This is a genomic window from Vibrio profundi (assembly GCF_043642225.1).
Lineage (GTDB): Bacteria > Pseudomonadota > Gammaproteobacteria > Enterobacterales > Vibrionaceae > Vibrio > Vibrio profundi_A.
Window position 1 is genome coordinate 266,198 of the sequence record NZ_JBHZSF010000001.1, and the last position, 26,189, is coordinate 292,386.

Genomic DNA, 26,189 nt, shown 5'->3' on the forward strand with positions numbered 1-26,189 from the left:
TTAGAACAGTGATTCGAATGTACCATCGGTGTAACGAATTAGGACTAGGCCATCATTCGTTTCTTCTATCGATGCCGCTTGAACGCCACCAACTGTCACGTTGCCAGACAACTCATCATTGCTACCTTCGATAACCGTTGCGACGACTCCGGATGTATTACGGATGGTCAACTCGGGATTCACTTCCTCTTCATGTAGAGCAATATCCGCTTCCAAAATGGTATCTACACCGTTGTATTCAATAGTAAGGCTCGCTTCGACCATTTCATAAGTTTCACGCGTCGCCTGGAGTTCAACAGATGCAGCCATCGCATTATTCTCTGCGTCGACTAAATCCGTCGTTACTCTTGCGGTTAAATACGCGTTTACGAAGTTTTCAGCCGTTTCCTCAGTTTCCGATTCTTCGTATGTGTTGGTGCAATCATTCTGAACACAACTCCATGCGTCACTAAACTCATAGGTGTGAACATACCCTCTAGGGTTTGCAATAGAGAAGTCTAAATATGAGCCTACCGAACTGTCATTTACCGAAATCGAGCCATCTAACATCAGTCCCATTGCACTCGCCGTAAATACTTCTTGCTCTTGCGCGCTTTCACCGGTTCCGTCATTGGAAAACTCGTTAGAGTCAGACCCAGATTCATCATAAGAAAGCCCTTCAAGAGAAATTGAAAGTTCTCCATCAAATGACACGTTATCGTCACCAGATACGTAGTCGAGATCAGCCTGAGTTAACGCAACACTTAGCTCAGTTAAATCAAACTGCTCGGTTTCAGACCATGTGTATCTAGCGCCACCCTCTAGAGCGACCACACTGTGCTCATAAGTCCATTCATTCATGAACCCAGTTAAGACAGCGGTTCCTGCGCCACTTAACGTCGTATTACCACTCGTGCCCATCAATGTAGTCAAAGCAAGGTTCACATCCGCTGTAAAAGTGCCATCTTCTTCACAGGTTTGGCCAACCGTGTATGATTCGCATTGACCGTTATCATTTTCGGTTTCCTGTGTTTCAAATGTTGTGGCAGTAGCCACAATATCTAAGCCTCTAGAATCGTCATCAACGGTATAGGTGTTACCATTGATTGCGACAACCAAGGTATTTTCAGCCGTGTAAGTCGTTGCGTCTGCCGCAGCCTCCTCAAACGCTTCGGCAATCGCCTCCAAACCTAAACCAATATTTTCAACAATTACTTCCGAGTCGTCTGATACCAGTTCATCAAACGCTTCCAATTCGGTAGAAAAATCATCCAAACCGGTTGCTAAGTCGCCTTCATCTTGAACCGAGTTATAAGCTGTACGTACATCAGAAATAAATGCTTTAGCAGCGACAATTTCGTCATTATTCTCAGGTGGTGTAGGCTCAACTTCTTCAGGAGGCTCTACAGCGTCCACGAGTTGAACAGCCTCTGTTAAATCAATTTGTTCGTCTTCTGGTAACGACTCATTTGCTTCGTCTTGAACCGTCGTCATCAAAGTTGCAGACTCAGTTAAAACAGCATCTACGTCAGTCGTGCTTACCGTGTATCCACCTTCGCTATCCAGTGTTACCAAAACATCTTTTTCTTCATCGGTTGCATCCAACAATGAAGCTGAATAGGTAGCGGCGGCAATTTCTTCTGCTGAAGCCTCACTCAGAGCTTCAGGATCCGTTAAATCAACGCCTCCAGTTTCAGTGATTGACGTCGTGATCCCGAACGCTTCTTGAATCGCTTTATTAGCGTTTGTCACGATGGCTTCAGTCACGCCGCTGCTACCACCGGCTTCAATCGCTTCTTCTGCAGCAATATCAGTCAACGAAGTAACGTTCACTGTCGTTGTGCCTTCAGTCGCTGATGGAATGATCGTCTTTAGAGTCCAACCATCCGGCACTTCAAAACTTTCGCCAAACGCTGCGTCATCGGCAGTATTAGCGGTTTCGTCAGTGGCATCACAGGCCGAAAGGTCACACTTCATCGTGGTATTCGCATCAGTTTTCGATACGATAACCATGATCGGCGTGTTCAGGGGCGCACCTGTAACCTCATAGCTCCCAGAATCATTGGTAGTCGTCGTTTGATAGAAACTGCTGTCCGCTTCAATACAACCTGTATCGTCAAATGCGTCACAGATTTCAACGCTCCCGTTGGAAACGATCCCTTTATTTACCGTACCAGAAAAGCTAGAGCTGCTTGCCGATGTGTCTGATGATGAAGAGTCATCACCTCCCCCACAACCTGCAACCCCAACAACAGACGCTATCGCTACCGCCAATATTTTTTTGTTCATATAACAATCCTTGATATCAATGAAGCCAAAAGACGCAACTGAATTTACATTTGCAGCGCAAATGAATTTGCAAGGTTAGATTTATTTTAATTATCTTTCTTGGTTCACTTCAAAAATGACAAAAAGATTTATAAAAAGAATGCCACTCATTGCTATAGATCAAGCCTTTTCAATAAAACTCCCTCGCTTGGTTAGAGCAAAAAGTTTGCAAACCACCAATGGAATGACACACCGTATAATACCATTTAGACTTTTTGGTCACTTATGGCTCGCATTACACAAGAAAAGAAAAATGAAAATTTTGAAATTTATAGCTCGATGATTCGACGAATATTTTTTGAAGAAGGATTCAGAGCGATTACTTATGCCCGATTAGGGAAAGAGCTGAATGTAAGGCAGTCGACGTTGCAGGGCTATTTCCCAAGCGTCAATGATTTCTTGAAAGTGCTAAAGGGTCACTTGCTACCAGTGTTAATAAAGAACCTTTGCTTCAAAAGTGAAGAGTCGTTTGTGAAATCGTGGGATGCCAGTTTTAAACACAAAGAATTTAGGCACTCTATTGCCCTCATTTTGTCTACGGCGAACAGTGAATCTCCGGCAGAGTTCAATACGCAAGGAATTCGAAACTTCGATACCTTACTCCAAACTCACTTTGGAGACATCCATAGGGATTTACTTGAAAAAGTGTTGGGGCGCTCATTCCTCATTCTGTCTGATTATCAGTAGCTGACACAAATGTGCCAGCTACACATTCCACTTAGTTACCAAAGTAGCCGATGACAACCTTATCGTCACCATGAGTTCTAGAAAATACATAGCCACTATTCTGTGGAAGTTCTCGATGCTCACCCGCTCCAATCGCAGAGTGTCGCTGCCTAAACTGACCAAGCGCTTTCCAATGATCTAGCAAGGATTGCTTCTCCTTAGACAGCTCCCAAACCATATCTGAGCGAGTTCCTTGATGAAAGTCATCCGCATACGGCCCAATGTTTCGCCCAACTTCATCGCCGTAATACACTTGAATCGCGCCAGGGCTCAACAATAACGCACTCGCTGCATTTTTTTGAAGAGAGTATGACTTGAAGCGACTAAAGAACAGTTCCGTATCATGGGAAGACATGTAGCTCACCGGATTAAAATCATCCGATTCTTGAATTGAATTGGAGTAACTTTGATAAGTCTCAGCCATTTGACTGAAGCAGACCGCCCCTTTATCCAACTTTTTCTGCATATCAAAATTGATCAACGCATCGAACCCATCATCAAAATACGGGCTACGATAGGCGGAATGCCCCCATACTTCCCCCATCATCCAAAAAGGTTGCCCCTCTTTACCATTAACTTTGCGCCACGATTCCAAACTTTCCGAAGCCGATGCTTTCAAGCGTTTCCACACATCGCCTTCAACGTGCTTAACCGTATCAACACGAAAACCATCAATCCCAAAGCGTTTTACCCAATCAGACTGCCATTCAATGAGATAATCAGAAACCGTGTAATTCGGTTTTGATACGACTCTCGTCCCTGGGTTATCGAGTAGCCATTGAGGGGGCGTCACTACTTTATCCGATTCCGTCAGGAAGTCAGGCAGCCCAGCAAGTGACATCGTCGTATCACTGCTATCTGGTGATGGATATCCCGGTAATCCTGTACGAACCCAGTCGCCCCCCCACCAATTGCTCCACTGGTTACTTTGATAGTCGATATGTTGATGGAAACTATGCCAAGTTTGCTCCCCCTGCTTGGGAGCCCAATCGGCCCACTTCTCAGGAAGTGCCGCGGAGTTTTTGATGACATTGATTTGGTCAAATTGCAAGTCAGCTAAAGTAGAGTATCCAGAATGGTTAATCACGGCATCAAGCAATACTCGGATACCTCGACGATGAGCTTCTTTCACTAATGTGGCTAAGTCTTGATCATCACCGAAGCTCTCATCAATTTTAGTAAAATCTCTCGTCCAGTAGCCATGGTAGGCATAAAAAGGAAACGAACCGCTATCACCGCCGCCGACAAAGCCGTGCACTTGTTCAACGATGGGTGATAACCAAATCGCATCGGTTCCTAGGCTTTGTATGTAATCGAGTTTCTCAATGACTCCTTGCAGGTCGCCGCCATGGAAAGTCCCCACTTCATCTTTTCCGTCCTTTTTCCGGCCGTAGCTACCATCATTGGTCGGGTTGGCATTATTAAAGCGATCAACCATCACGAAATAAATATTGGCATTACGATAGTCAAATGTACCTGATGTCTTTACTTCATCTTTTACGGTCACAGGCTCAAGCGCGATTAATCCTCCATTTTTCCCATCAAGAGTAATCGTCACTTTTCCACCCACCACTTCGACGATTTGCTCGCTAAACAGTTCCTTCAGCATGGTTCCATCAGGATAGGTATCGCCTAAAGAGATGAGTTTTTCACCTGCTGAAAATTTCTGACATTGAACCTTAGGGAGTGGGCGCTTGAACTCTTTTTTGGCTGTTTTTTTCTTTTCTCGTTTTAGAGTAAGTGATTGGGACTCTTCATCGTAATGAAACGCGTAATCTCCAGAGAATCGAATTTTCATTGAGAGATCAGTAAGCTCACCACACGCCAGAGCCACAGGCTTGTTGAATTTAAGCGAAGAGACTTCACTGCCAGCACATTGCCCTTCGATACCTGAAACCTGAACAGTGTAGCTGTCTTTCGCAAGTGGCAAAACAAGCGGTGTATCTCCCGTTAAGGGGAAATCACGGCTGTTTGTTGTCGTTGAAATGGTCAGTGTTGGAGAAGCTAACGCAGATGTCGCAGAAACAAGCGCTAAGCCACAAAGCGTGGGTGTGATTTTCATAAGCTATCCTGATATCCAAATGTTATTCCATACATTGGTTTATCTTATGAGTTCACTTCCATCGGCACATCATTCTAGGCCTCTCATCCCTGTTATTTGGCGGCTATCACACTTTGCCGGATGAGAGATAATTTGGGGGGCGTAGAAAAAAAACCTAGCCGAAGCTAGGTTGCAAGAAAACAATCTAATGTCATTGCTTAAACCGTTTTAAAACGTTTCATTTGTTGGTCTAAATGCTGCGCCACGGCCGATAGCTCTTGAGCCGAGGTCGAAATACTGTCAACAGATTCACTATTCGCTCGGCTAATATTATTGGTCTCGTTCACGTTATCACTCACACCATTTATAACCATACTTTGCTCTTCCACCGCAGCGGCAATTTGTAGATTAATACCACTTAGATCATTAATCGTACCATTGACCGACTGTAAGTTTTCAGCTGCAGAATTCGCCTGCACTGCTGCTCCCGACACAGTTTGATGACTTTTAGAGATGGCATTCATCGCCGATTCTGCACCACTTTGTAATGAGTGAATCAACGATTCAATCTGCCCGGTTGCATCTTGAGTTCGTTGTGCCAAAGTTCGAACTTCATCAGCGACAACGGCAAAACCTCGTCCTTGATCACCAGCACGGGCTGCTTCAATTGCGGCATTAAGGGCGAGTAAGTTCGTTTGCTCCGCCACGCCTTGAATCGTCTCCAGAATAGAGCCTATGTTCATCGATTCTTGATAAAGCGCTTTAATTTGCGCAGAGCTGGTTTCCATCTCATGCTCTGCTGCACCAATTTGCTCTAGCGTCTTCTTCACTTCACCAAGCCCAGAATCCACACTGCTTGTTACTTCAGTATTAAACTGAGACGCATTTGTAGCACTGGTTGCGATTTCCTCAGTACTCGCTGAAAGTTGCAAAATAGAAGCCGATATTTGCTCCATTTCTTGCTGTAAAGCGGTTGAAGAATGACTTGTTGTAGTGGTAATCACCGACAGTTCTTCCGACATATCACCCACTTTTTCACAAGACATGTTCACTTGTTTTACGATATCTCGTAGTGACGTGATGGTTTCTTTCATATTGGCGAGAAGGAGCCCAATTTCATCTTTACCCATCTCTTCGACTTCTACGGCCAAATTACCTTTCGCTAGTTCTGATGAAATTCTCTTCACTTTAGCGATACCCTGAGAAATAGAACGGTTGACCACAAAAGCGCAGAAGCAGCCAGCAGAGATCGCCAAAACCGCCAACACTAAAATGATTTCAATCGTGCGCTCTTTGCTCGCTTGTAGCTTAGGTATCAGTTGACCTTGCTCAAAAACAGAAGACAACTTTAGTGCTTCTATCTCTTCTGAGATATGAACACCGGATTCAGAAAGTGCGAGTTTAAGCTGTTTTTCTTCTTCTCGTAGTTCTACGACATTCTCGAAGATCCCGACGAATAATGTTCTCTGAATTTTGAAGTCAGAGACAAGGTTCGCCATTTTTTCATTATCAACGGCTGGCATCAGCTTTTGCTCTAATTTAGGCAAATCATCTTTGAAAAATGCGCGAGTTTTCGTAAAAGGATGCTCTTTTTCATTATGAAGGAAATTCGATACCGATATTTTGGCTTACAAGAATTTTTCCATCAACAAAGCCGAGTAATACTCCATGTCTGAGTTTTTCACCTTGTGAGCATGCTCGATAATGGACTCTAAATCATGTAATGCTTGTGTTTCGATCTTTGCCATATCAACATAAGTCGCCTGATCGACTAACTTAATATCCGTAGCCAACTTTCTAAATTGAGTATCATAGGTGATGACTTCAGCGAGAATATCCTCTAGTACCTTTCTTCTGAGCCAGTATCTTCAAGATCTTCATTGATCAGAGTTTTCGTAAAGGCAGAACGACGCTCATAACTCTCCAAATCCGAATCATCATGCGATTCCAAATAGCTTTTCGCGCTAATACGTGCCTTAAGGAAGTTAGCTTGGATACGGTCAGCGATTGTTAACTCATAAGACAGCTCACCGAAGTGGCGAAAGTTATCAGAAGCAGAAGTCATTCCCTTGTAATTAACAAACCCAGAAACAGCAAAAAATAGCAGACAAACACCAAAGCCTGATCGGATTTTCCAACCTATAGACAAGCGATCCAACATACCCCCCTAAATACGAAACACCACACGGTTAAGTGTCAACCATGCATCATACCGTTATAAGGGGAATAAAAAAGAGAGCTCAATGGCTCTCTTTTCATTTACTGCGCTAACATCATTTCAGTTTATAGAACACAGTCGAAAGTGGTGGTAGCTTGAGCAATAGAGATTGCTCTAACCCTTCACTTTCAATCATCTCAGTTTCAATTGAAGTGTCCACTGCGAAGTGACTGCCGTTGTATTGCGCGTCATCTGTATTCAGAAGCAGTTGATACGTACCCGCCAATGGGACGCCTAAGCGGAATGCTTCATGCGGCACTGGTGTAAAGTTAGAGATAACCAATACTCGCTCACCCGATTCGCTAATTCGTTCATGCGCTAAAACGCTCGCTTCAGCAGAGTCTTGCAAACGCCACTCGAAACCTTTTGGATCAAAGTCGAGATCGTGCATCGCTGGCTGTGAGCGGTACAGGTGATTTAGATCTTTAGTTAACTTCTGAACCCCTTGATGGCGTTCATAATCTAGTAAGAACCATTGCAGCTGATCATCGTGATTCCATTCAGCCGTTTGGCCAAACTCCGCTCCCATAAAGTTCAACTTCTTGCCCGGTTGAGCATACATATAGCCCATATAAGCACGTAAATTGGCGGTTTGCTGCCACTCATCGCCCGGCATCTTGTTGTGAATTGAACCTTTCCCATACACCACTTCATCATGCGATAACGACAATACATAGTTTTCACTGTGTGCATATACTAATGGGAATGTGATGGTATCGTGATGGTACTTACGATTGATTGGGTCCTCTTGAATATAAGAGAGACTATCGTGCATCCAGCCCATATTCCATTTGAAGCCAAATCCTAGGCCTCCCATGAAAGTGGGGGCTGACACACCTGGAAATGCTGTCGACTCTTCCGCAATGGTCATCGCATTAGGGAAATGTTTGTAAACTTCTTCATTCATCCATTTCAACGTTGCGATTGCATCGTAATTCTCGTTACCACCATCGACGTTCGGAACCCATTGATCATGGCTGCGTGAGTAATCAAGGTATAACATTGACGCAACCGCATCCACACGGATCCCATCGATGTGGAATTGTTCAAACCAATACAAAGAGTTAGACACTAAAAAGCGACGCACATGCTCACGACCCAAGTCATAAATGTATGAGTTCCAATCTTGATGCCAACCACGGCGAGGATCTGGGTCATGGAACAATGGAGTGCCATCAAAATTCGCTAAACCGTGATCGTCTGAAGGGAAGTGCGCAGGCACCCAATCGAGTACAACGCCAAGCCCAGCTTGGTGACATTTATCAACGAAGTATTTGAAGTCATCAGGGCTGCCAAAGCGGCTTGTTGGTGCAAACAGACCTACTGGCTGATAACCCCATGAACCATAAAACGGGTGCTCTGATACAGGCATTAGTTCAACGTGCGTATAGCCCATTTCTGACAAGTAAGGAATGAGCTCCGCTGCCAATTCACGGTAGTTTAGGAAGTCACCATTGGCATCACGCTTCCATGAACCAGCATGAAGCTCATAGAATGATAGCGCTTCTTTGCGCTTTTCCGTTACCGGGCGAGTTTGCCACTGTGTATCTTGCCAGTCATAACGGTCGTGATCGTAAGTCACTGATGAAAATGACGGGTATTGCTCGGAGTAAAAGCCCCAAGGATCCGCTTTATGAGGTAAGCCTTCCCCATTCGGTCCTTTTAGCTCGAACTTGTATTGAGCACCTTCTTCCAAGTTAGGAATGAACAGTCCCCAAATACCATAATCTAAACGCTGCATTGGATGACGGCGGCCATCCCATGAGTTGAAGTTGCCCACTAAACTTGCAGCCGTAGCATGAGGTGCATAAACAAGAAAACGCGTACCAGAAATCACCTTCCCGTCGCGTTCTAATGTGACAAATTGTGCCCCCATATGATGGTACATATCTTTTGGCGTATGCAACTCATCGTAGCCTACATATAGCTCGTGATACTGATATGGGTCATCGACGAGTTGCTCAACACCGGCCCAATCTACCGCTAGCTGATAGTGGGTAAAACGCAGGTCACGTTGCTGCTTCAAAATAAAGCCACTATCACCGTCGCGTTCTAGTTCTACACGAGGTTCGTTATCAATAACTAACTCGACTTTGTCTGCACCTGGGATCCATACACGTAGTGCGCCGTCATCCGAAGGAATGTACGGGCCAATAAATGAAAACGGGTCAGCAAACGAAGCCTGAGACAGTTGGGTATATATTTGTTTTTGCTTTGAAATCACACTTGTTTCCAAAACCTTTCTCCCTAACCAAACATCCAAAAAATACTATACAAAAATGCCCGCTATGAGTGCGGGCAATATAACGACGGTTCATTTTACCCGACGAGAGCTTGTGATTGAGTGACCAAGGTTATAGTTTCTTATGCAACCGTAAGAAAGTGTGCATTGTTTTTGGCCACTCTTTATTTTATTCACTCGCTTTAGCACGAACTTCTGTTAAACGTTGAGAAATTCGATTCACCCCATCATGGCTGAATAGTTCGTCTAAATTCATTGATAACTTACGACGCCAGTTCGGATACTCATCAACGGTACCTGGGATATTAACTGGCTGGTCCATTTCCAACCAATCTTCCAGTTGAACACTTAGAAGCGTTGAAGAGCCCGCAGCCACATGCAACTGTAAGGCTTCAGCTAAATATGAATCCATTGGGACTTGGCTTGCATCACGCCCCACCCCTTCAGGTAGGAAGCCATGCCAGGCAACCGAATCCAAAATACCTTGTTTACATTCCAAACGATCATCAAACAATGCTTTTAATTGCTCTGAATCTGGGTATAAGCCAATTTCTTCGCCCATCTTCAAATCGTCGCAGTGCCAGAAACCACGTAATGTTGGCATATCGTGAGTACATAATGCTGACATCGATTGGCCTGCATAATGTTTCGGTGAAATAAACCCACCATCTTCAGCTGTTTCGAAGAAGAAGACCTTATAAGAATGAACACCAGCATCAGCTAGAATATCCACAATCTCATCAGGAACAGTTCCTAAATCTTCGCCGATCACGCTACATTGGTAACGGTGAGACTCAAGAGCCAAAATCGCAAGCATGTCTTTCACTGGGTAGTAAATGTATGCGCCTTTAGTAGCGTCTTCACCTTTAGGTATCCACCACAAACGTAATAGACCCAATACGTGGTCAATACGTAACGCACCACAGTGTTTCATGTTCGCACGAAGTAATTGAACAAACGCTTCGTAGCTCGTGTCTTGTAACACTTCAGGATTCAGCGGTGGTAGCCCCCAGTTTTGGCCCAGTGGACCTAAGATATCTGGTGGTGCACCAATGCTCGCATCCATCACTAGGTTGCCTTCGTCTGCCCATGTTTCACTCCCCGAATCCGCCACGCCAACGGCAAGATCTCGGTACAAACCTACCGACATGCCTTTTTCTTCAGCCAAGGCCTGTGCGTCATTGATTTGGCAATCAGCAATCCATTGTAAGTACATATATAGCTGCACTTTACTTTGATTCTCAGTAATAAATTTCTGAGTGGCTTGGCTTTCGAAGTTACGGTATTTCTCTGGGAATACTGGCCAACCCCATACACTCGAATCTTCGCTATGCAACTCTGTATGCAGTGCATCAAACGCCGCCTGATGGACTAGGCTTTGACCACCTTCTTCCACAAACGCTAAGAATGCCTGAGCGCGATCGCTATTCTTATCTAAGTGACGCTTTTTGAACTCTTTAAACAGAAGTGGAAGCACACTCATTTTTAGTTCTGCGACTTCAGTGTAATTCACCCAATGCGCATCACGAGCTTTCTGTAAGCGCTGCTGGAATTCAGAGCTACCTACCGTTTGCTGCGCTTCTGCACTTAACGCAAATTCAGGTACAGAACTGACATCAATGTATAGAATGTTCAACCAACGACGTGATGACGGGCTATAAGGGCTCGCCCCTTCAGGGTTAGCTGGGAACAAAGAGTGGATTGGGTTCAAACCGACGAAGTCGCCACCGCGAGACGCAATATCTGCCACGAGTTGTTTCAAATCGCCAAAGTCGCCGATACCCCAGTTATGCTGAGTACGAAGTGTATAAAGCTGAACACTTGGTCCCCAAAGCTTTTTACCTTCATCGATAGATGCTTGTTTAAAACACGCCTTTGGTGTTCTGATAAGTGTCATGGTGTAAGGTGTTTTACGGCGCTTACGGCTAATAATGAGTTTGTGATAACCCCATGCCAAATCATTTGGCAATGCAAACACTAAAGGGCCACCCTCAGCTCGTTCATCACGAACAACTTGTGACTGAAGATAGCCTTCAAGTACCTCTCCCTGCTCTGTTTCTAAACGCCAGCTAAACTCACTTTCACGAGCGCTTACACCTAGATTCAGTGCCACTTCTACGGGTTCATCGTCACGTAGAACTAGGACTGGGTCTAATACATCTTTCTTGTGTTTTTTTTCTGCTGACTTAAGCAAAGTTTCGTCATTGGTGGTGTCGTAGCCAAGTGAAGACAATAGGTGAAGAATTGTTTCTTCTGATACTGCAGCTTCATCGCCCCACGCACTGACATAACTATCGGCAATATTCGCCATTTCTGCGACTTGTTTTAATACGCTTTGTTCTTTCATCGCTCTCTCCGAAGGCACTACTTTTGCCCTCTAACTTGTAGGGGTGTTTCAATTAATCAGTTCAGCCAAGGCAGGGGTCTGCCTTGGCTGATGGGACTATTAACGGCTAACCGCTTCTAGTTTCCAAATGTTGTTTACGTAATCGCGGATAGAACGGTCAGAACTGAATTTGCCGACTAACGCTGTGTTCAAAATGGCTTTCTTCGCCCAACCAGCTTGGTCACGATACTGAACGCCCATGTCTTCGTGCGCTTTTACATAAGACGCAAAATCAGCAAGACATAGGTAAGGGTCGCCACCATCTAGCAAGCTATCGAAGGTTGCACGTAACTTACCTGGTTCACCCGGCGTGAACTCATCGGTTAAAAGAAGATCCATCGATGCTTTCAGTAGGTGATCAGCATTGTAGTAATCAAACGGGTTGTAACCTTGAGCTTTCAGCGCTTCTACACCGTCAACTTCTAGGCCGAAGATGTAGATGTTTTCATCGCCTACTTCTTCACGAATTTCTACGTTTGCACCATCCATCGTACCAATCGTTAAGGCACCGTTTAGCGCCATTTTCATGTTACCTGTGCCCGATGCTTCTTTACCTGCTGTCGAGATTTGCTCAGATACGTCAGCCGCTGGAATAATGATTTCAGCCATGCTTACGCGGTAGTCAGGAATGAAGACCACTTTCAGCTTGTTACCAATGCGCGGATCGTTATTTACTTTCTCTGCAATCTTGTTAATCGCGTAGATAATCTCTTTCGCAAGGTGGTAACCCGGTGCCGCTTTCGCAGCGAAGAACACCACGCGTGGCGCCATGTCGAACTCTGGGTCGTTCAGAAGGCGGTGGTAAAGCGACAAGATGTGCAGCATGTTTAGGTGTTGACGCTTGTACTCATGCAGACGTTTAATTTGTACATCAAAGATCGCATTAGTATCCAGTTCAATGCCCATGTTCTCAGAAACCCAATCCGCTAAACGCTGCTTATTTTCTTTCTTAACCGCCATGAATTCTTTTTGGAACTTAGCGTCATCGGCATACTTAGCAATCGCTTCTAGCTGATCGAGATCTGCAGGCCACTCTGTACCAATTTTCTCTGAAATCAGGTGCGAAAGACCTGGGTTACAGAACTTCAACCAACGACGTGGAGTAATACCATTCGTCACGTTCTGTAGGCGATTTGGATACAGTTCATTGAACTCAGGGAACAAGTCACGCTTAACCAATGCCGAGTGTAATGCCGCTACACCATTTACCGCGTAAGAGCCGACCACACATAGGTTCGCCATACGTACCATACGGTGGAAACCTTCTTGAATGATCGACAGTTTTTGCTGTTTCGCAACATCGCCAGGCCACTTCTCACGAACTTCCTGCAAAAACAAGTGGTTGATATGGTAGATAATTTCCATATGACGAGGAAGTAGACGCTGAATCAAAGATTCGCTCCACGTTTCTAGTGCTTCTGGCAGTAACGTATGGTTGGTATACGCGAATGTTTGAGAGCTAATTGACCACGCTTCATCCCAGCCTAAGCCTTTTTCATCGATCAAAATACGCATGAGTTCAGGGATAGCGATAGTTGGGTGCGTGTCGTTAAGCTGAACAGTTTCGTACTTAGGCAGTGATGCCAGTGTGTGACCTGCCGCTTCATGACGACGTAGAATATCGCGAATAGACGCAGCACTATGGAAGTACTGTTGCATCAAACGCAGAGTTTTGCCTTTTTCATGGTTATCGTTCGGGTACAGTACCTTAGTGATATTGCCTGCATCGATCAGCGAGTGTTGCGCTTCGAAGTAATCGCCGTTGTTAAAGCTTGCTAGAGAAAACGGTGCAATAGCCTGACATTCCCACAAACGTAGCGGGTAAACTGTGTCAGATTCGTAACCTACAATCGGTAAATCCCAAGGCATTGCTTTTACTTCCATGCCCGGAACCCAACGGCGTTTTTCTTTGCCGTTTTCTTGGTACACTTCAACGTGACCGTAGAAGCCAATTTCTTGTGCCAGTTCTGGACGAGCAACTTCCCATGGATAACCTTCTACACCGCGCCATGCGTCAGGTGCTTCTTGTTGGTGACCTTCGCTGAACGATTGCTTAAACAAACCATATTCATAGTGAAGACCGTAACCCACTGTCGGGAATTCTTGCGCAGCAAGTGAGTCCATGAAACACGCAGCTAGACGGCCTAGACCACCGTTGCCCAATGAAGGGTCGCGCTCTTCTTCAAGTAGGTCTGATAAATTTTGACCTAGCTCTTCCATTGCGTGAGTAATTTGCTCATAAAGGCCCATGCTGATCAGGTTATTACCTGTTAATCGGCCAATCAGAAATTCTAAAGATAGGTAGTTAACGCTTTTTGCGTTTGCGATTTTCTCGTCATTTTCAGTCGCAAGCATGTCGAAAGTTGTTAGCTCAGCTAACGCACGTCCCATTGCTAGGTACCATGCGCGGCTATCCGCAGTTTCAACGGTGGTAGCGTAGGTCGCTGATAAGTGTTTTTTAACGTTTTCTTGGAAAGAAACTTTATCGAAAGTTTTTTGTTGAGTAGCTTTCATTTCAGAAATCTCACTTTTGTTTTAATTCATCTGTGACATATCGTGCATGGTCACCGTTAACTAAACATCATCCTGAACCTACTCCTTATAAGGAGTAGAAGGGAGGGCGTAGGGGGCGTACTGAGTGTCAGTTAGTGATCTAAATCCCACCATCGAGCGACGAACAAATGATTGAAGTGATTGTGATCACACGACCCTGTTGCATAACCTAATCACAGAAGATGAACTTTCAATTTAAATTAGTCACAACAAATTCCATTTCTGATATTTTGATCACGAAATAAGTTTCTATGTTTCCTAAGTTTTCATATTTTTTCGTACACATATGCCATACGTCACGCTTATAAAACGCAACCTTACGTGACAGCCATCACAAATAAAGGGCGTAGAGAGGCAAAAATCCGCGCTAGAGCAATAATTCTGAAGTCGATCATGGTTTGTAGACTTTTGGTTCACGTAACATGCCCGCAAAAGAACAATAATGATGTGAAATACGTTTTCTCATCACTCTGTAACCAGATATAAGGTTATCAATCGACATGTGGATTCCGTCAAAGTTGACCCGACCGGGTCGTTTACATAACGCCATTGTGAGACCAAGGGTCTTAGATCTTTTGCAGCAAGCGCCCTATTACAAACTTGTGTTATTTCGTTCGCCAGCAGGCTACGGAAAAACAACGATGGCGGCGCAATGGCTTGCCGACAAATCAAACGTGGGTTGGTACAGCGTAGACGACAGCGATAACGACACTTTTCGTTTCATTAACTACATGTTGCAGTCACTTAACAAGGCGACGAATAACGCTTGTCCAAATGCTCAAAAACTTGCAGAAAAGCGTCAGTTCTCGTCACTTCACTCGCTTTTCAGCGAAGTTTTCGCCGAAATGTGCGAATTTCATCAAGAGTGCTATATCGTGTTAGACGACTACCATGTCATTACTAACGACGATATCCACGAAGCCATGCGCTTCTTTCTCAAGCACATGCCAGACAACCTAACCTTGGTTGTCACCAGTCGAGCGACACCACCTTTGGGAACCGCCAATTTACGTGTTCGTGATTTAATGATCGAAATCGGCAACGATCTGCTCGCTTTCGACACGGAAGAAACCACGCGATTTTTCAACCAACGTGTCGCCGATGGCATCGACGACGCCACTGCCGATAGCCTAAGAAATTACGTCGAAGGTTGGCCCTCAGCGCTACAGTTAATTGCCCTACAGGCTCAGCATCAAAAACGTACCTTAGCGCAATCGGCTGAATCGGTATCTCAGTTTAACCATGCTCATTTATGGGATTACTTGGTAGAAGAGGTCTTTGATTTACTCGATAAAGAAACACGCCAATTCTTAATGCAGTGTTCGGTATTGGATCACTTTAACGACGAGCTCGTTTACGCATTAACTCAACGCGAAGACGCCTTGGGTATGATCGAATCTTTAAATCGATATGGGCTATTCATTTATCCGCTTGAAGGCGAGCATAACTGGTATCGCTTCCACAATTTATTTGGTGAATTCTTAGCGCATGAGCGCCAAGCTCGTATTCCTCAACAAGAGCAAGAATTGCATCGATGTGCCGCCCATGCTTGGCTTAAACAGGACACGCCGCATCAAGCCCTTGGCCATGCGCAAAAAGCGTATGATGGCGAACTGATCGCTCAAATCATCGATGAATATGGCTGGAAGATGTTTAACCAAGGGGAGCTTTCTTCCTTGGAACTGGCAATAAAACAACTCACTCGCGATCAGCTGTACAGCAATCCAAAGCTTTCCATGCTCAGAGCTTGGCTCGCACAAAGCCAACACAGATACGATCAAGTCGGCACACTGCTCGCTGAAGCGGAAGCCGAATACAGAGAGCGCGACATTACCTTAGACACTCAGCAACAAGGCCAGTACAACGCACTACGTGCGCAGGTCGCGATCAACAGCAATGATCCTGAACAAGCGTTAGAATTAGCCGAATTAGCATTAAGCCAGCTCAATACTAATATTTACCGCAGCCGCATTGTAGCGACTTCGGTGGTCGGTGAGGTTAACCACGTAATGGGTAACTTAAGCCGTGCGCTTCCAATGATGCAGCAGACAGAAAAGCTGGCGCGACAGTATCAAGTTTACCACCAGGCACTTTGGGCAATCTTACAACAAAGCGAAATCCTTATCGCTCAAGGCTACGTGCAAGCGGCGTTTGAATTGCAAGATTCCGCCTTTAAGCTGATCGAAGATCACCAGTTACAACATGTCCCACTACACGAATTTTTATTGCGTGTTAGAGCCCAAGTATTCTGGTGCTGGAACCGATTGGATGAAGCGGAGGAGTGTTGTTACAAAGGTTTAGAAATCTTAGGGCATCACTCGCCAAGCAAACACCTACACAGCTATTCCATGCTCGCCAGAATCGCTATTGGTCGTGGTGAGTTGGACAAAGCCGCTAAATTCATTGAACAGATACAGCACTTGCTGCGTCAATCCACCTATCACGTCGATTGGACCGCTAACGCTTCCCTTTCTTTGCTTCTTTTCTGGCAAGTCAAAGGCAATAAGGATGCGATTCAAGAATGGCTTGAAGTAGCCGTGCGTCCGGAATCGGCAAGCAACCACTTTTGCCAACTGCAATGGCGCAACATCGTGCGCGCACACATTAACTTAGGCCAATATGAAGAAGCGCAGCAAGCTCTGAGTTTCTTGAAAGGTGAAGCCCATAAAGCAAACTTGGTGACTGACACGAACCGAAACCTAATCGTTGAGGCAGTGCTTTGCGTGCAACTTAAAGATGAAGCTAAAGCAAAAGATCTTCTCAAAGAAGCGCTAAACATGACCAACCAGACCGGTATGGTTGGTAACTTCTTGGTCGATGGCGCGAGCATTGGCCACCTGCTAGAGAGGCTAAGTACCAAACCAGAACTAGGGGATTTGGAACGTCATCGCGCTCAACAGATCATGAAAGACATTTCGACAACGCAGCGTAGCCGTTCTGTTCATTTCGACGAAGAATTTGTAGAGAAAATTGTCAATCACCCGAATATTCCTGAGCTAGTACGTACCAGCCCTCTCACTCAGCGAGAATGGCAAGTATTGGGTTTAATTTATTCTGGATTCAGCAACGAGCAAATTGCTCAAGAACTTGATGTGGCCGGCACAACCATCAAAACCCACATCCGTAACTTGTACCAGAAACTCAATATTGCTAATCGAAAAGAAGCCATCAGTACCGCCGAAAACTTATTGCAATTAATGGGTTACTGAACCCCGTTGACCAAGCGAATAACTAGTACTTGGTAAAAGAGAGATTTCTCCTACAATTAGACTACTAAGCCAACCATTATCTTTTAGAGATAAGGTTGGCTTTTTTTATGGCTCATAATGCCAAGTTAACGAACGGTTCGTTGAGCAAGCATTCAGAGCTAAGGAGAGCATTATGGGACATTGCTACAACACTAGTGTAATAAACGCATCGATAGAACAAGTCTGGAACGCAATCAGCAACTTTCACGAACTTAGTTGGGCCGATCAAGTTGTCACGAAAGTCGACAAAGTAGGAAATGTATCAGGCTCAGAGGTTGGTGCAAAAAGAGTATTGAACGATGCATTTCATGAGACATTACTAACAGTCGATACTCACATCCATACTTTCACCTATAAGATAGAAAACGGACCAGGTCCTTTGGCTCCGGAGTTAGTCTCTAACTACATAGGAAAGGTGTCTCTTTATCCAATAACAGACAGTGATAAAACATTCATTGAGTGGACATCAACGTTCGAATCGCAAGATGAAGATCAAGTCGCTGAATTTTGTGACCCAATTTATATCGCATTACTGCAATCACTGGGTTCTAAGTTCTAAGCTCTAAGCTCTAAGCTCTAAGCTCTAAGCAAGGATAGAAAAGTAGTCATTTTATATAGAGTTAAGTGGAATTACTCAGCTGTAATGAAGGAAGAAAAAAGTTCTGGTTGGAGGTAACGAGAAAGTAACAGGCAAAAAAATAGCCAACCGCAAAAGGGCGATTGGCTTATATATAGTGTGAACAAAAATTTATTCACTAACAACGTCAGTTGGCTAGGTGACCCTCGGCTTAAGAAGGGTCACTTTTAATAATGCAGTTTGCGTGCCAACTTTCAAACCCCACTTTTTTGGCTTTATATCGCAAAAAACTGCCAAATATCACTCACAATTTGCAAAATGCGATTGCAAATTGCAATCAAAATGCAATTAGCTATGCATCACGTTGCTATTCACATTGTACTCACTTACAAATATCAATTGCATATTCATACTTTTTCGACAATAAAATTTGTATACTGCTCACCAACACCTCAAAACCACTTTTAGCAATGAATTACTTAAGCACATTTTTTAAAGGTATGGCGATGGGCGCAGCCGATGTTGTCCCAGGCGTATCTGGCGGTACTATCGCGTTTATTACCGGTATTTATGACACATTGTTGGAAAGCATCCGACGCATTAACCCTCGTGTTCTAGGGCTATGGAAACGCGAAGGTTTCAAAGCTGCCTTTGCTCATATCAATGGCTTCTTTCTAATTGCACTATTTGGTGGTGTCTTCACCAGTATTGCGACTCTTGCAAAGCTGATCTCTTGGCTTTTAGAAACTCACCCTGTGCCATTGTGGTCATTCTTCTTTGGCTTAATCCTTGTTTCAGTTTTCCATATTCTAAAACAGGTCGAAAAACGGGATTTCGGTCGATTCGTCTTCTTATTGGTTGGTGTGGCGTTCGCCTACAGCATCACTGTCATCAAACCACTGCAAATGGAACCTACGAGTATCAACGTACTGGTCGCAGGTGCTATTGCCATTTGTGCAATGATTCTACCGGGCATTTCGGGCAGCTTTATTCTACTGTTAATTGGTATGTATACGCCGGTATTGGCAGCTGTAAAGGGTTTCCAAATTGATATCTTGGCGCTGTTTTTAAGTGGCTGTGTACTAGGTTTGCTAACTTTCTCTCACCTACTTTCTTGGCTTCTTAAATCATTCCGTGATTTTACTTTAGTATTTCTAACCGGCTTGATGATAGGTACGCTCCCAAAAATCTGGCCATGGAAAGAAACCATTTCTTGGAGAACCAACTCTAAAGGTGAACAAGTACCTCTTATCCAAGAAAACTTATCTCCCTTTGACTTCGAAGCTGTAACTTCACAGCCTTCCCAGCTCATACTAGCCGTTGTGATGATGTTAGTTGCCATTGCTTTAGTGCTCGGCTTAGAAAAATTTGCCGACAACCAACACACTGAATCATAAATCTAGTTGGAACATATCTAGGAAGCGAGGTTCATCAACCCGCTTCCATGTTCACACCTTGTTCTTAACTGGGCTTTTCCTGAATCAAAGCACCACAACCCCCACAAAAATCTCTTTTGATACAACCACGTATTCGTCACTGTGATACCATCGCCACTTTATAGAATACGAACAAGAACGTCCTATGCATTCTGCTCTTAAAGTTATCGCCATTGGTTTAGCGCTCGCTGCAGGGTTTTATGGCCCAGGGGTCATTTCCTCATTCACCCAGTCCGCAGATACACTCCATACTAGCAAGCCTATTGACCTTTCTGAATATTGCATGCTTTCTTCTACTGCATGTGAGCAACAGTCAGTTCAAATGACATTAGATCGCGATGTTGCCCAACCATTATTGCCAGTGAAAATTTCCGTTAAGTGGCCGAATGCCGCGCAAGATAGTCTTTCGTTAAACCTGAAAGGCATGGAGATGGAAATGGGAACGGCTCGTTTTAAATTGAACGCTATAGGCAACGACGTGTTTGAAGGCGAAGTGATTCTACCCGTTTGTACTCTAGATAAAATGACATGGGTGGGAGAAATCAGCGACGGTACCACCACAGTTAAACCAGCATTAAGGATGGCAAGATGAGCAAAAACTGGTCTCTAATTTTAGTCGTGGCGTTTGCCTTAGGTTTCGGCGTAAAAACTTATATTGATGAGCAAGCGAACGCTCAAAAAACGGCAGAAAAAGCGCAAGCCATCGCAAACACCACTTTATTTGGTGAAGCGGGAAAAACCGTCTCAATTTTTGATAGTAATGATACTAGAATACGTGTTGTCTACTTTGGCTTTACTCGTTGCCCAGATGTTTGCCCAACGTCATTAGCAATGATGGCTGGGGCTTTGAATCAAATCGACGACGAGCAAAAATCCAAACTTAGACCTATGTTCATTTCACTTGATCCGGAACGAGACGCTGCAAACGCCTCTTTTGAGTATGCTCAGTATTTCCACCCTATGATTGAAGGACTGTCCGCACCTTTAGAAGTGACTCAACCACTGGCTCATAAATACGGCGTCATCTTCCGAAAAACTGAATTGGAAGGCTCAGAGTTGGAATATACCTTGGATCACAGCTCTTATTTTTACTTCCTAAAACCTGATGGTACTTTGATTACCAAAGTGCCTCATACCTTAACGCCGGCCCCTTTGGTTGAGGCGTTTAAAAGCGTTACTTCTGCCCAAGAATAACGAACAAAACACAAAACTATTACACCAATAATAATGATATTAAAGGACAACGTTATGAAGCTAAAAGCTATCGCTCTAGCAGGCTTACTCCTCTCTCCATTGGCGCACGCGAAGAACGACGTGATGGCTCACGATCTCTACGCCCGTGCAATGCCACCTTCTTCAGTTACTAGTGCTGTGTTTACGACTTTAATGAATCATAGTGATAAAGATCGTACGCTCGTGGCTGCTGAAACTTCTGCTGCAGGAAAAGTTGAGCTTCATGATGTGATCAAAGAAGGCGACGTGATGAAAATGCGTCAAGTGAAAGAAATCACTATCCCAGCCCATAGCAATGTCGAACTGAAACCTGGCAGCCTACATATTATGCTGTTTGACTTAGAAAAGCGTCTCGAAGAAGGTGAAACGATTGAAATGACGCTTTCGTTTGCGAATGGCGAAAAGCAAACATTAGACGTGCCAGTGAAAAAAGTCATGAAAGGCATGAAAAAGATGGATCACTCCCATCACTAATTAAGTGAACGTTTCAAAAGCGGCGAATGCTTCAACCATTCGCCGTTTTCTGTTACGCTTTAATTGAACTAACTTTTTGGAGGACACAAGATGATTGTAATGACTAACCTATACACGGCTGTAAAAGTAACGCGCGTATAACTAGGTAGATAACACCTTTTAATTTCCTACCTAAATAAGCCAAATTCAGGCTTCAGAACTCCCGTTCTTTTACCCTGTGTATTCAAACATCCGGGGTCTTAATCTATAGAATTCGACCCAAAATTAAATTTTTTTGACGCTAGAGCATACTAAAGATCCGACTCTGATTGCTCACGTCTAGGGTAAATAGTAATGAATTCACAAACCATTTTTTCTCATCCAATGACACTTCAACAACTTGGATGGCAACCTGTATTCCAGCAACAACTGACACTAGAAGACTACGACAACTCGATATTTGCACGTGTTATCGCTCACCATCGAAGCGGGTATGTGTTAGCCAGTGAGCAAGGTGAAATCCAACTTGCTGTACATCACAGCCAACCGCCGATGACGGTCGGTGACTGGGTAATACTGAACAACGAGCATAAGTTTTCACGCTTACTAGAAAGGCAATCCTTATTTAGCCGTAAAGCTGCAGGAAGCAAAGTTGCTGAGCAATATATCTCAGCGAACATCGACACGGTTTTTATTGTGGTCTCACTCAATCACGACTTTAATTTAAGTCGCATTGAACGCTACCTAGCGTTGGTGAATGAAGCAAAAGTAGAACCGGTAATCGTACTAACAAAGCAAGATCTCTGCGACGACGTTGAAGAGAAAATTCACCAAGTTCAAGCACTCGATAGCATGCTTATGGTCGAATCAGTCAACGCACTCGATCTAGAATCCGTTCAAGTGTTAGCTCCGTGGTGCAAACTCGGTAAAACGGTTGCCCTTATGGGGTCCTCCGGTGTTGGAAAGTCGACGCTAGTGAACTCTTTGTTAGGAGAGCAAGAGCAAGAAACTGGAGGGATCAGAGAAGACGACAGTAAAGGGCGTCATACTACCACCTCCCGCTCACTGCACTTACTAAAAGACGGTGGATTGCTACTCGACACTCCTGGAATGCGTGAACTTCAACTGGCTGATTGTGCAGAAGGAGTGAGTGAAACCTTTTCCGACATCGAAGAACTGACGTTGCAGTGCCGATTCTCAGATTGTCAGCACCAAACAGAGCCTGGGTGTAAGATTCTGGCTGCCATTGAGAAAGGCGATCTCACCGAGCGACGCTTGAACAATTACCAGAAGTTGCTACGCGAACAAGCTCGAAATGGTGCGACTTTGGCTGAGCAACGTTCCCATTACAAAAAGCTTTCGAAAATGTACCGCAATGTGCAATCAGAAAGTAGGAACATAAAACAAGGTAACTAACCACAAACCCCATCGCCCTTTAGTGCAGCTAGAGGGCGATCACACTGTGAAGTGAATCATCAACTTTCTCTCTATACCAAGCACTGATCCCAACATAGAGCTAACTAAGCGGCACTGATTCAACTTATTTTAAATCGCCACTCCTCTTGAGGTGCTAGCCATTCCAACAGCTCTCGTTTAGTATCTTCAGCACAAGAAAAGTGACATCTAAGGCTCAGTAAGGAATACCAGCGCGTGCCACCAAACCAAGATATGGAATCGATACCCACTCAGCTACAGTCAGTGTTACTGATACGTCATGGAGAGACCGAATGGAATTGCGCTAACAAACGGCAGGGTTGGCGAGACAGCGCACTGACGTCTACGGGCAAGGTTCAAATGGCTAATGTTCGCTTACCCATAAACGCCACAGGCCCTATTTTCACTAGTGACTTAGGTCGCGCAATATCAAGCGCAAAAATTATTGCCAAACGATACCAATACCCTGTCATCACTTTAAAGTGTCTAAGAGAGCAGAGATTCACTGCTTCAAACGCTCAATGCTGTCCTGATTTTTGGAGAAAAAATGAAAGTGCAGCTCAATTACAGAGCAGAGTACTGCGTGGGCTCACACAAGTCATTAATTACCCAAGCTCTGGGCCCAAGGTCATTGTTGGGCATGGGGAGTGGATTCGTATGGCCATTGCGGCCTGCACTCCTAACCTAGACATTTCTCAAGTTTCGCTGCCAAGCAATGGTAGTATCACTCAACTATCGATATCGCGTCGTACCTTGACCCCTTTGGATAATAGCTCTTTAATGACAGCCGCTTTGCCACATCAAGCTAAACGCGGAGCCGCCTAACGATGTTTGAACAAGAGGTATTCATTTTACCTGCCGTTGTGGTTTTCGCTCTGCTCCTCGATTACGTGTTAGGGGAACCCAAAAAATTTCACCCGTTAATAGGGCTCGGTCGTTGGATTACGTGGATTGAGAAACAATTCAACTCCACTCGCAATCACGATTTCGAACTCAAGCAGCGAATGATCGGTGTATTGGCATGGGTACTGTGCACCTTACCCATCTTACTGCTCATTGTTCTACTCGAATCCTTCATCGAACGCTTCTCATTTTACTCTTGGTTGGTCGTTCAAGCTTTAGGCTTATATCTTTGCATCGGACAAAAAAGCCTCATTCAACATGCGATGTGGGTTTATGACCCACTTTCCAAGCTCGATCTCCCCGCCGCCAAAGAAAAAGTGTCCTGGATAGTCAGCCGAGATACTGAACAGATGGACGAATACCAAATCACTTCAGCCACAATTGAATCGGTATTAGAAAATGGTAACGACGCTATTTATGGCGCGATATTTTGGTATGCCGTCGCTGGGCTCCCAGGCGCAGTGCTTTTTCGCATTGTGAATACATTGGATGCCATGTGGGGATACAAAAAACCTCAGTATTTACATTTTGGATGGATGGCAGCACGTGTTGATGATGTGATGGGCTATGTACCAGCTCGCCTTACCGCATTGAGTTACATGCTTGTTGGACACTCAGCCGGCGCATGGAGATGCTGGCGCACACAAGCCAAACACTGTAAAAGCCCAAATGGTGGCCCGGTTATGACAGCTGGCGCCGGCGCACTCAATATCAAAATTGGCGGGCCTGCGATTTACCATGGGGTATGGCTAGACAAGCCTCATATGGGAAGCGGAGAATTAGCCACGCATTCTGATATCCATAAAGCTTGCCGACTGCTGTTACGTACTAGCATCGTCTGGTGCATAGCAATGAATATACTTGCGCTTACGAAGTCTCTTATTTAGGAACAATCAATGATCCATCATGGCGGAAAACTACTGTCAGTCGCAGAGCGTTACAATCGCCCAATAGAAGACTGGGTAGACCTATCGACCGGCATCAGCCCTTACACTTATCCGATTGGACCGATTCCAGAAAACGTTTGGAATCGCCTTCCCGAAGATAATGACGGCCTCGTAGACGCTGCGCAAGAATACTATGGGTCGGCAAACCTACTGCCCGTATCTGGTAGCCAAGCCGCTATCCAAAGGCTCCCCGCTTTGTTTGAGCGTCCAATGACTGTTGCTGTTCCTGAAGTCGGATACAAAGAACATCAACACGCGTGGCAACAATGTGATTGAGCGGTTTTTCTATTTATCTAGTCGGAATAGTCTACTCAGAAAATGTTAGAACGTTAGTGCTAGGTTTGCACTTACCCCAAATTGATTATCACCTGCGTAAGACGCTGCTAAATCAAAACTCACAATATCCCATGGTGAGATCCCCAAACCAGCAGTCATGCTATCTTCTAAATTATCTTCTAAATCGGTCTCATAGCCTGCTCTTAATTGAGCCCAACCCCAAGCGTTAAACTCTATGCCTGCCCTAACAAATTGAGTGGCATTACTACTCATAGAAAAGCGTTCTTGACTTGTTAAATCGGCATCAAGGCTTACAGTAAACAACTCTGTGATATAACCGCCGCCAATTGTCACTTTGGGAGCAAGTTCATACGTAAGGTTTGAGTTTTTCGTCTCAATCTCTTGTTTAATCAAGTTTTTACCAACAAGTCCCACACGCCAGTTATCCTTATACCAAACGGCTCCCACATCTACGTTGAATACCGTATCTGACACTTCACTATCTTCATAGTCATCAATATCAAAGTCATCTAAAGATGTAACATCAGAATAGGTACGAAGATCTTGCAGTTTAGGGCTAATACCAAAAGAAAACTTTTGCTCCTTTAGTATGTATTCCTTCGATAAAGCTAAACCTAATTCAGCGACACCAAAGCCTGTAAGGGCGACTTCAGAATTTTCATATCGCTTTTTAGCATTAGCTTCATCACCAATCAAAGGGTTAGCCATTATCTCCACATATGTGGATGAGAACACATTCACTGAGGCGTATTGATTAGGGATAGAAATGCTAAATGCAATCCCGCCATTTACGTTAATTGGCTTTGCACCTGACAAGTCATTCAGATACTGATCCAATGTGTCGTATTCTTCTTGAGAAGGTAGCCTTCCCATTGAGTCATAATGATCTTGAACATCATCAATCATTGCTAGTGCATCGTCTGAGTCTTGGACAGTAACACCAATAGCAGGGATTAAGAGCCCAATATCATCTTCTGCACGATATGCAGCGCCTAATGCTGGGTTGTGAAAAGGAGCGGTTAAAAAGTCTGCGGTTACAACACCAGTGTTACCCATACCCATACTGCGAGCATCAGTTGAAAATGTACTGGCTTGCGCTGTGCTTGCTGCACACACGGAAGCCACGGCTAATGTGATTAAGCCTTTGCTATGCATAGCAATTCCTTTGTCTTAAATGTAGTTGATAAC

At 44.5% G+C, this 26,189-nt stretch carries 19 protein-coding genes; 11 read left to right on the forward strand and 8 right to left on the reverse strand.

Annotated features, from left to right (window positions below; translation table 11 throughout):
* Complete coding sequence (locus tag ACHUFI_RS01260; protein ID WP_394246331.1) at positions 1-2,268, reverse strand: hypothetical protein; 2,268 nt, start codon at positions 2,266-2,268, stop codon at positions 1-3.
* Between the two features lie 264 nt (positions 2,269-2,532).
* On the opposite strand from ACHUFI_RS01260, the gene ACHUFI_RS01265 reads away from it, so the two are divergent.
* Positions 2,533-2,994 carry a hypothetical protein gene (locus ACHUFI_RS01265; protein WP_394246332.1) on the forward strand — a complete coding sequence of 154 codons (462 nt, stop codon included), beginning with the start codon at positions 2,533-2,535 and terminating at the stop codon, positions 2,992-2,994.
* 31 nt (positions 2,995-3,025) lie between these two features.
* Here ACHUFI_RS01265 and ACHUFI_RS01270 read toward each other — a convergent pair whose 3' ends face one another.
* The 6 genes from ACHUFI_RS01270 to ACHUFI_RS01295 form a co-directional block, all read right to left on the reverse strand.
* Positions 3,026-5,095 (reverse strand): alpha-amylase, encoded by a 2,070-nt coding sequence (locus tag ACHUFI_RS01270; RefSeq protein ID WP_394246334.1) that lies wholly within the window; start codon positions 5,093-5,095, stop codon positions 3,026-3,028.
* Positions 5,096-5,292: 197 nt separating this feature from the next.
* Positions 5,293-6,621 carry a methyl-accepting chemotaxis protein gene (locus ACHUFI_RS01275; protein WP_394246336.1) on the reverse strand — a complete coding sequence of 443 codons (1,329 nt, stop codon included), beginning with the start codon at positions 6,619-6,621 and terminating at the stop codon, positions 5,293-5,295.
* 293 nt (positions 6,622-6,914) lie between these two features.
* Complete coding sequence (locus ACHUFI_RS01280) at positions 6,915-7,235, reverse strand: CHASE3 domain-containing protein (RefSeq protein ID WP_394246337.1); 321 nt, start codon at positions 7,233-7,235, stop codon at positions 6,915-6,917.
* A gap of 112 nt (positions 7,236-7,347) precedes the next feature.
* The gene (gene glgB, locus ACHUFI_RS01285; protein ID WP_394246338.1) at positions 7,348-9,528 is read right to left on the reverse strand and encodes a 1,4-alpha-glucan branching protein GlgB; all 2,181 of its coding nucleotides are present in this window, start codon (positions 9,526-9,528) and stop codon (positions 7,348-7,350) included.
* Positions 9,529-9,703: 175 nt separating this feature from the next.
* The gene (gene malQ / locus ACHUFI_RS01290) at positions 9,704-11,881 is read right to left on the reverse strand and encodes a 4-alpha-glucanotransferase (protein WP_394246340.1); all 2,178 of its coding nucleotides are present in this window, start codon (positions 11,879-11,881) and stop codon (positions 9,704-9,706) included.
* 99 nt (positions 11,882-11,980) lie between these two features.
* Positions 11,981-14,434, reverse strand: a complete 2,454-nt coding sequence (locus tag ACHUFI_RS01295) for a glycogen/starch/alpha-glucan phosphorylase (RefSeq protein ID WP_394246341.1) — start codon at positions 14,432-14,434, stop codon at positions 11,981-11,983.
* Positions 14,435-14,973: 539 nt separating this feature from the next.
* Here ACHUFI_RS01295 and malT point away from each other — a divergent pair.
* From malT to ACHUFI_RS01345, 10 genes are all read left to right on the forward strand, one after another.
* Positions 14,974-17,682: an HTH-type transcriptional regulator MalT gene (malT, locus tag ACHUFI_RS01300; RefSeq protein ID WP_394246343.1), complete on the forward strand. Its 2,709-nt coding sequence runs from the start codon at positions 14,974-14,976 to the stop codon at positions 17,680-17,682.
* A 172-nt stretch (positions 17,683-17,854) separates the two neighbouring features.
* Positions 17,855-18,280, forward strand: coding sequence for an SRPBCC family protein (locus ACHUFI_RS01305; RefSeq protein WP_394246345.1), 426 nt, complete (start codon positions 17,855-17,857; stop codon positions 18,278-18,280).
* 488 nt (positions 18,281-18,768) lie between these two features.
* Positions 18,769-19,695: a polyprenyl-phosphate transporter gene (locus ACHUFI_RS01310; protein WP_394246346.1), complete on the forward strand. Its 927-nt coding sequence runs from the start codon at positions 18,769-18,771 to the stop codon at positions 19,693-19,695.
* A 184-nt stretch (positions 19,696-19,879) separates the two neighbouring features.
* Positions 19,880-20,326 (forward strand): hypothetical protein, encoded by a 447-nt coding sequence (locus tag ACHUFI_RS01315; protein ID WP_394246347.1) that lies wholly within the window; start codon positions 19,880-19,882, stop codon positions 20,324-20,326.
* Positions 20,323-20,928 (forward strand): SCO family protein, encoded by a 606-nt coding sequence (locus ACHUFI_RS01320; RefSeq protein WP_394246349.1) that lies wholly within the window; start codon positions 20,323-20,325, stop codon positions 20,926-20,928. The genes ACHUFI_RS01315 and ACHUFI_RS01320 overlap by 4 nt, the downstream gene beginning before the upstream one ends.
* Positions 20,929-20,982: 54 nt before the next feature.
* Positions 20,983-21,441, forward strand: coding sequence for a copper chaperone PCu(A)C (locus tag ACHUFI_RS01325; RefSeq protein WP_394246351.1), 459 nt, complete (start codon positions 20,983-20,985; stop codon positions 21,439-21,441).
* A 333-nt stretch (positions 21,442-21,774) separates the two neighbouring features.
* A complete protein-coding gene (gene rsgA / locus ACHUFI_RS01330; protein ID WP_394246352.1) occupies positions 21,775-22,836 on the forward strand; it encodes a ribosome small subunit-dependent GTPase A in 1,062 nt (353 codons plus the stop codon).
* Positions 22,837-23,070: 234 nt separating this feature from the next.
* Positions 23,071-23,679 carry a histidine phosphatase family protein gene (locus tag ACHUFI_RS01335; RefSeq protein WP_394246353.1) on the forward strand — a complete coding sequence of 203 codons (609 nt, stop codon included), beginning with the start codon at positions 23,071-23,073 and terminating at the stop codon, positions 23,677-23,679.
* 2 nt (positions 23,680-23,681) lie between these two features.
* Positions 23,682-24,644, forward strand: coding sequence for an adenosylcobinamide-phosphate synthase CbiB (cbiB, locus tag ACHUFI_RS01340; protein WP_394246355.1), 963 nt, complete (start codon positions 23,682-23,684; stop codon positions 24,642-24,644).
* 9 nt (positions 24,645-24,653) lie between these two features.
* Positions 24,654-24,980 (forward strand): hypothetical protein, encoded by a 327-nt coding sequence (locus ACHUFI_RS01345; protein ID WP_394246356.1) that lies wholly within the window; start codon positions 24,654-24,656, stop codon positions 24,978-24,980.
* Between the two features lie 45 nt (positions 24,981-25,025).
* Here ACHUFI_RS01345 and ACHUFI_RS01350 read toward each other — a convergent pair whose 3' ends face one another.
* Complete coding sequence (locus ACHUFI_RS01350) at positions 25,026-26,156, reverse strand: conjugal transfer protein TraF (protein WP_394246357.1); 1,131 nt, start codon at positions 26,154-26,156, stop codon at positions 25,026-25,028.
* Between the last annotated feature and the right edge of the window lie 33 nt (positions 26,157-26,189).

Excerpts from the sequence above, each read along its gene's own strand:
- malT (WP_394246343.1), top strand. The coding sequence starts at position 14,974 with ATGTGGATTCCGTCAAAGTTGACCCGACCGGGTCGTTTACATAACGCC.
- ACHUFI_RS01345 (WP_394246356.1), top strand. The coding sequence starts at position 24,654 with ATGATCCATCATGGCGGAAAACTACTGTCAGTCGCAGAGCGTTACAAT.
- ACHUFI_RS01265 (WP_394246332.1), top strand. The coding sequence starts at position 2,533 with ATGGCTCGCATTACACAAGAAAAGAAAAATGAAAATTTTGAAATTTAT.
- ACHUFI_RS01280 (WP_394246337.1), bottom strand. The coding sequence starts at position 7,235 with ATGTTGGATCGCTTGTCTATAGGTTGGAAAATCCGATCAGGCTTTGGT.
- ACHUFI_RS01295 (WP_394246341.1), bottom strand. The coding sequence starts at position 14,434 with ATGAAAGCTACTCAACAAAAAACTTTCGATAAAGTTTCTTTCCAAGAA.
- ACHUFI_RS01260 (WP_394246331.1), bottom strand. The coding sequence starts at position 2,268 with ATGAACAAAAAAATATTGGCGGTAGCGATAGCGTCTGTTGTTGGGGTT.
- ACHUFI_RS01305 (WP_394246345.1), top strand. The coding sequence starts at position 17,855 with ATGGGACATTGCTACAACACTAGTGTAATAAACGCATCGATAGAACAA.
- malQ (WP_394246340.1), bottom strand. The coding sequence starts at position 11,881 with ATGAAAGAACAAAGCGTATTAAAACAAGTCGCAGAAATGGCGAATATT.
- cbiB (WP_394246355.1), top strand. The coding sequence starts at position 23,682 with ATGTTTGAACAAGAGGTATTCATTTTACCTGCCGTTGTGGTTTTCGCT.
- ACHUFI_RS01325 (WP_394246351.1), top strand. The coding sequence starts at position 20,983 with ATGAAGCTAAAAGCTATCGCTCTAGCAGGCTTACTCCTCTCTCCATTG.
- ACHUFI_RS01320 (WP_394246349.1), top strand. The coding sequence starts at position 20,323 with ATGAGCAAAAACTGGTCTCTAATTTTAGTCGTGGCGTTTGCCTTAGGT.
- ACHUFI_RS01310 (WP_394246346.1), top strand. The coding sequence starts at position 18,769 with ATGAATTACTTAAGCACATTTTTTAAAGGTATGGCGATGGGCGCAGCC.
- ACHUFI_RS01315 (WP_394246347.1), top strand. The coding sequence starts at position 19,880 with ATGCATTCTGCTCTTAAAGTTATCGCCATTGGTTTAGCGCTCGCTGCA.
- rsgA (WP_394246352.1), top strand. The coding sequence starts at position 21,775 with ATGAATTCACAAACCATTTTTTCTCATCCAATGACACTTCAACAACTT.
- ACHUFI_RS01270 (WP_394246334.1), bottom strand. The coding sequence starts at position 5,095 with ATGAAAATCACACCCACGCTTTGTGGCTTAGCGCTTGTTTCTGCGACA.
- ACHUFI_RS01350 (WP_394246357.1), bottom strand. The coding sequence starts at position 26,156 with ATGCATAGCAAAGGCTTAATCACATTAGCCGTGGCTTCCGTGTGTGCA.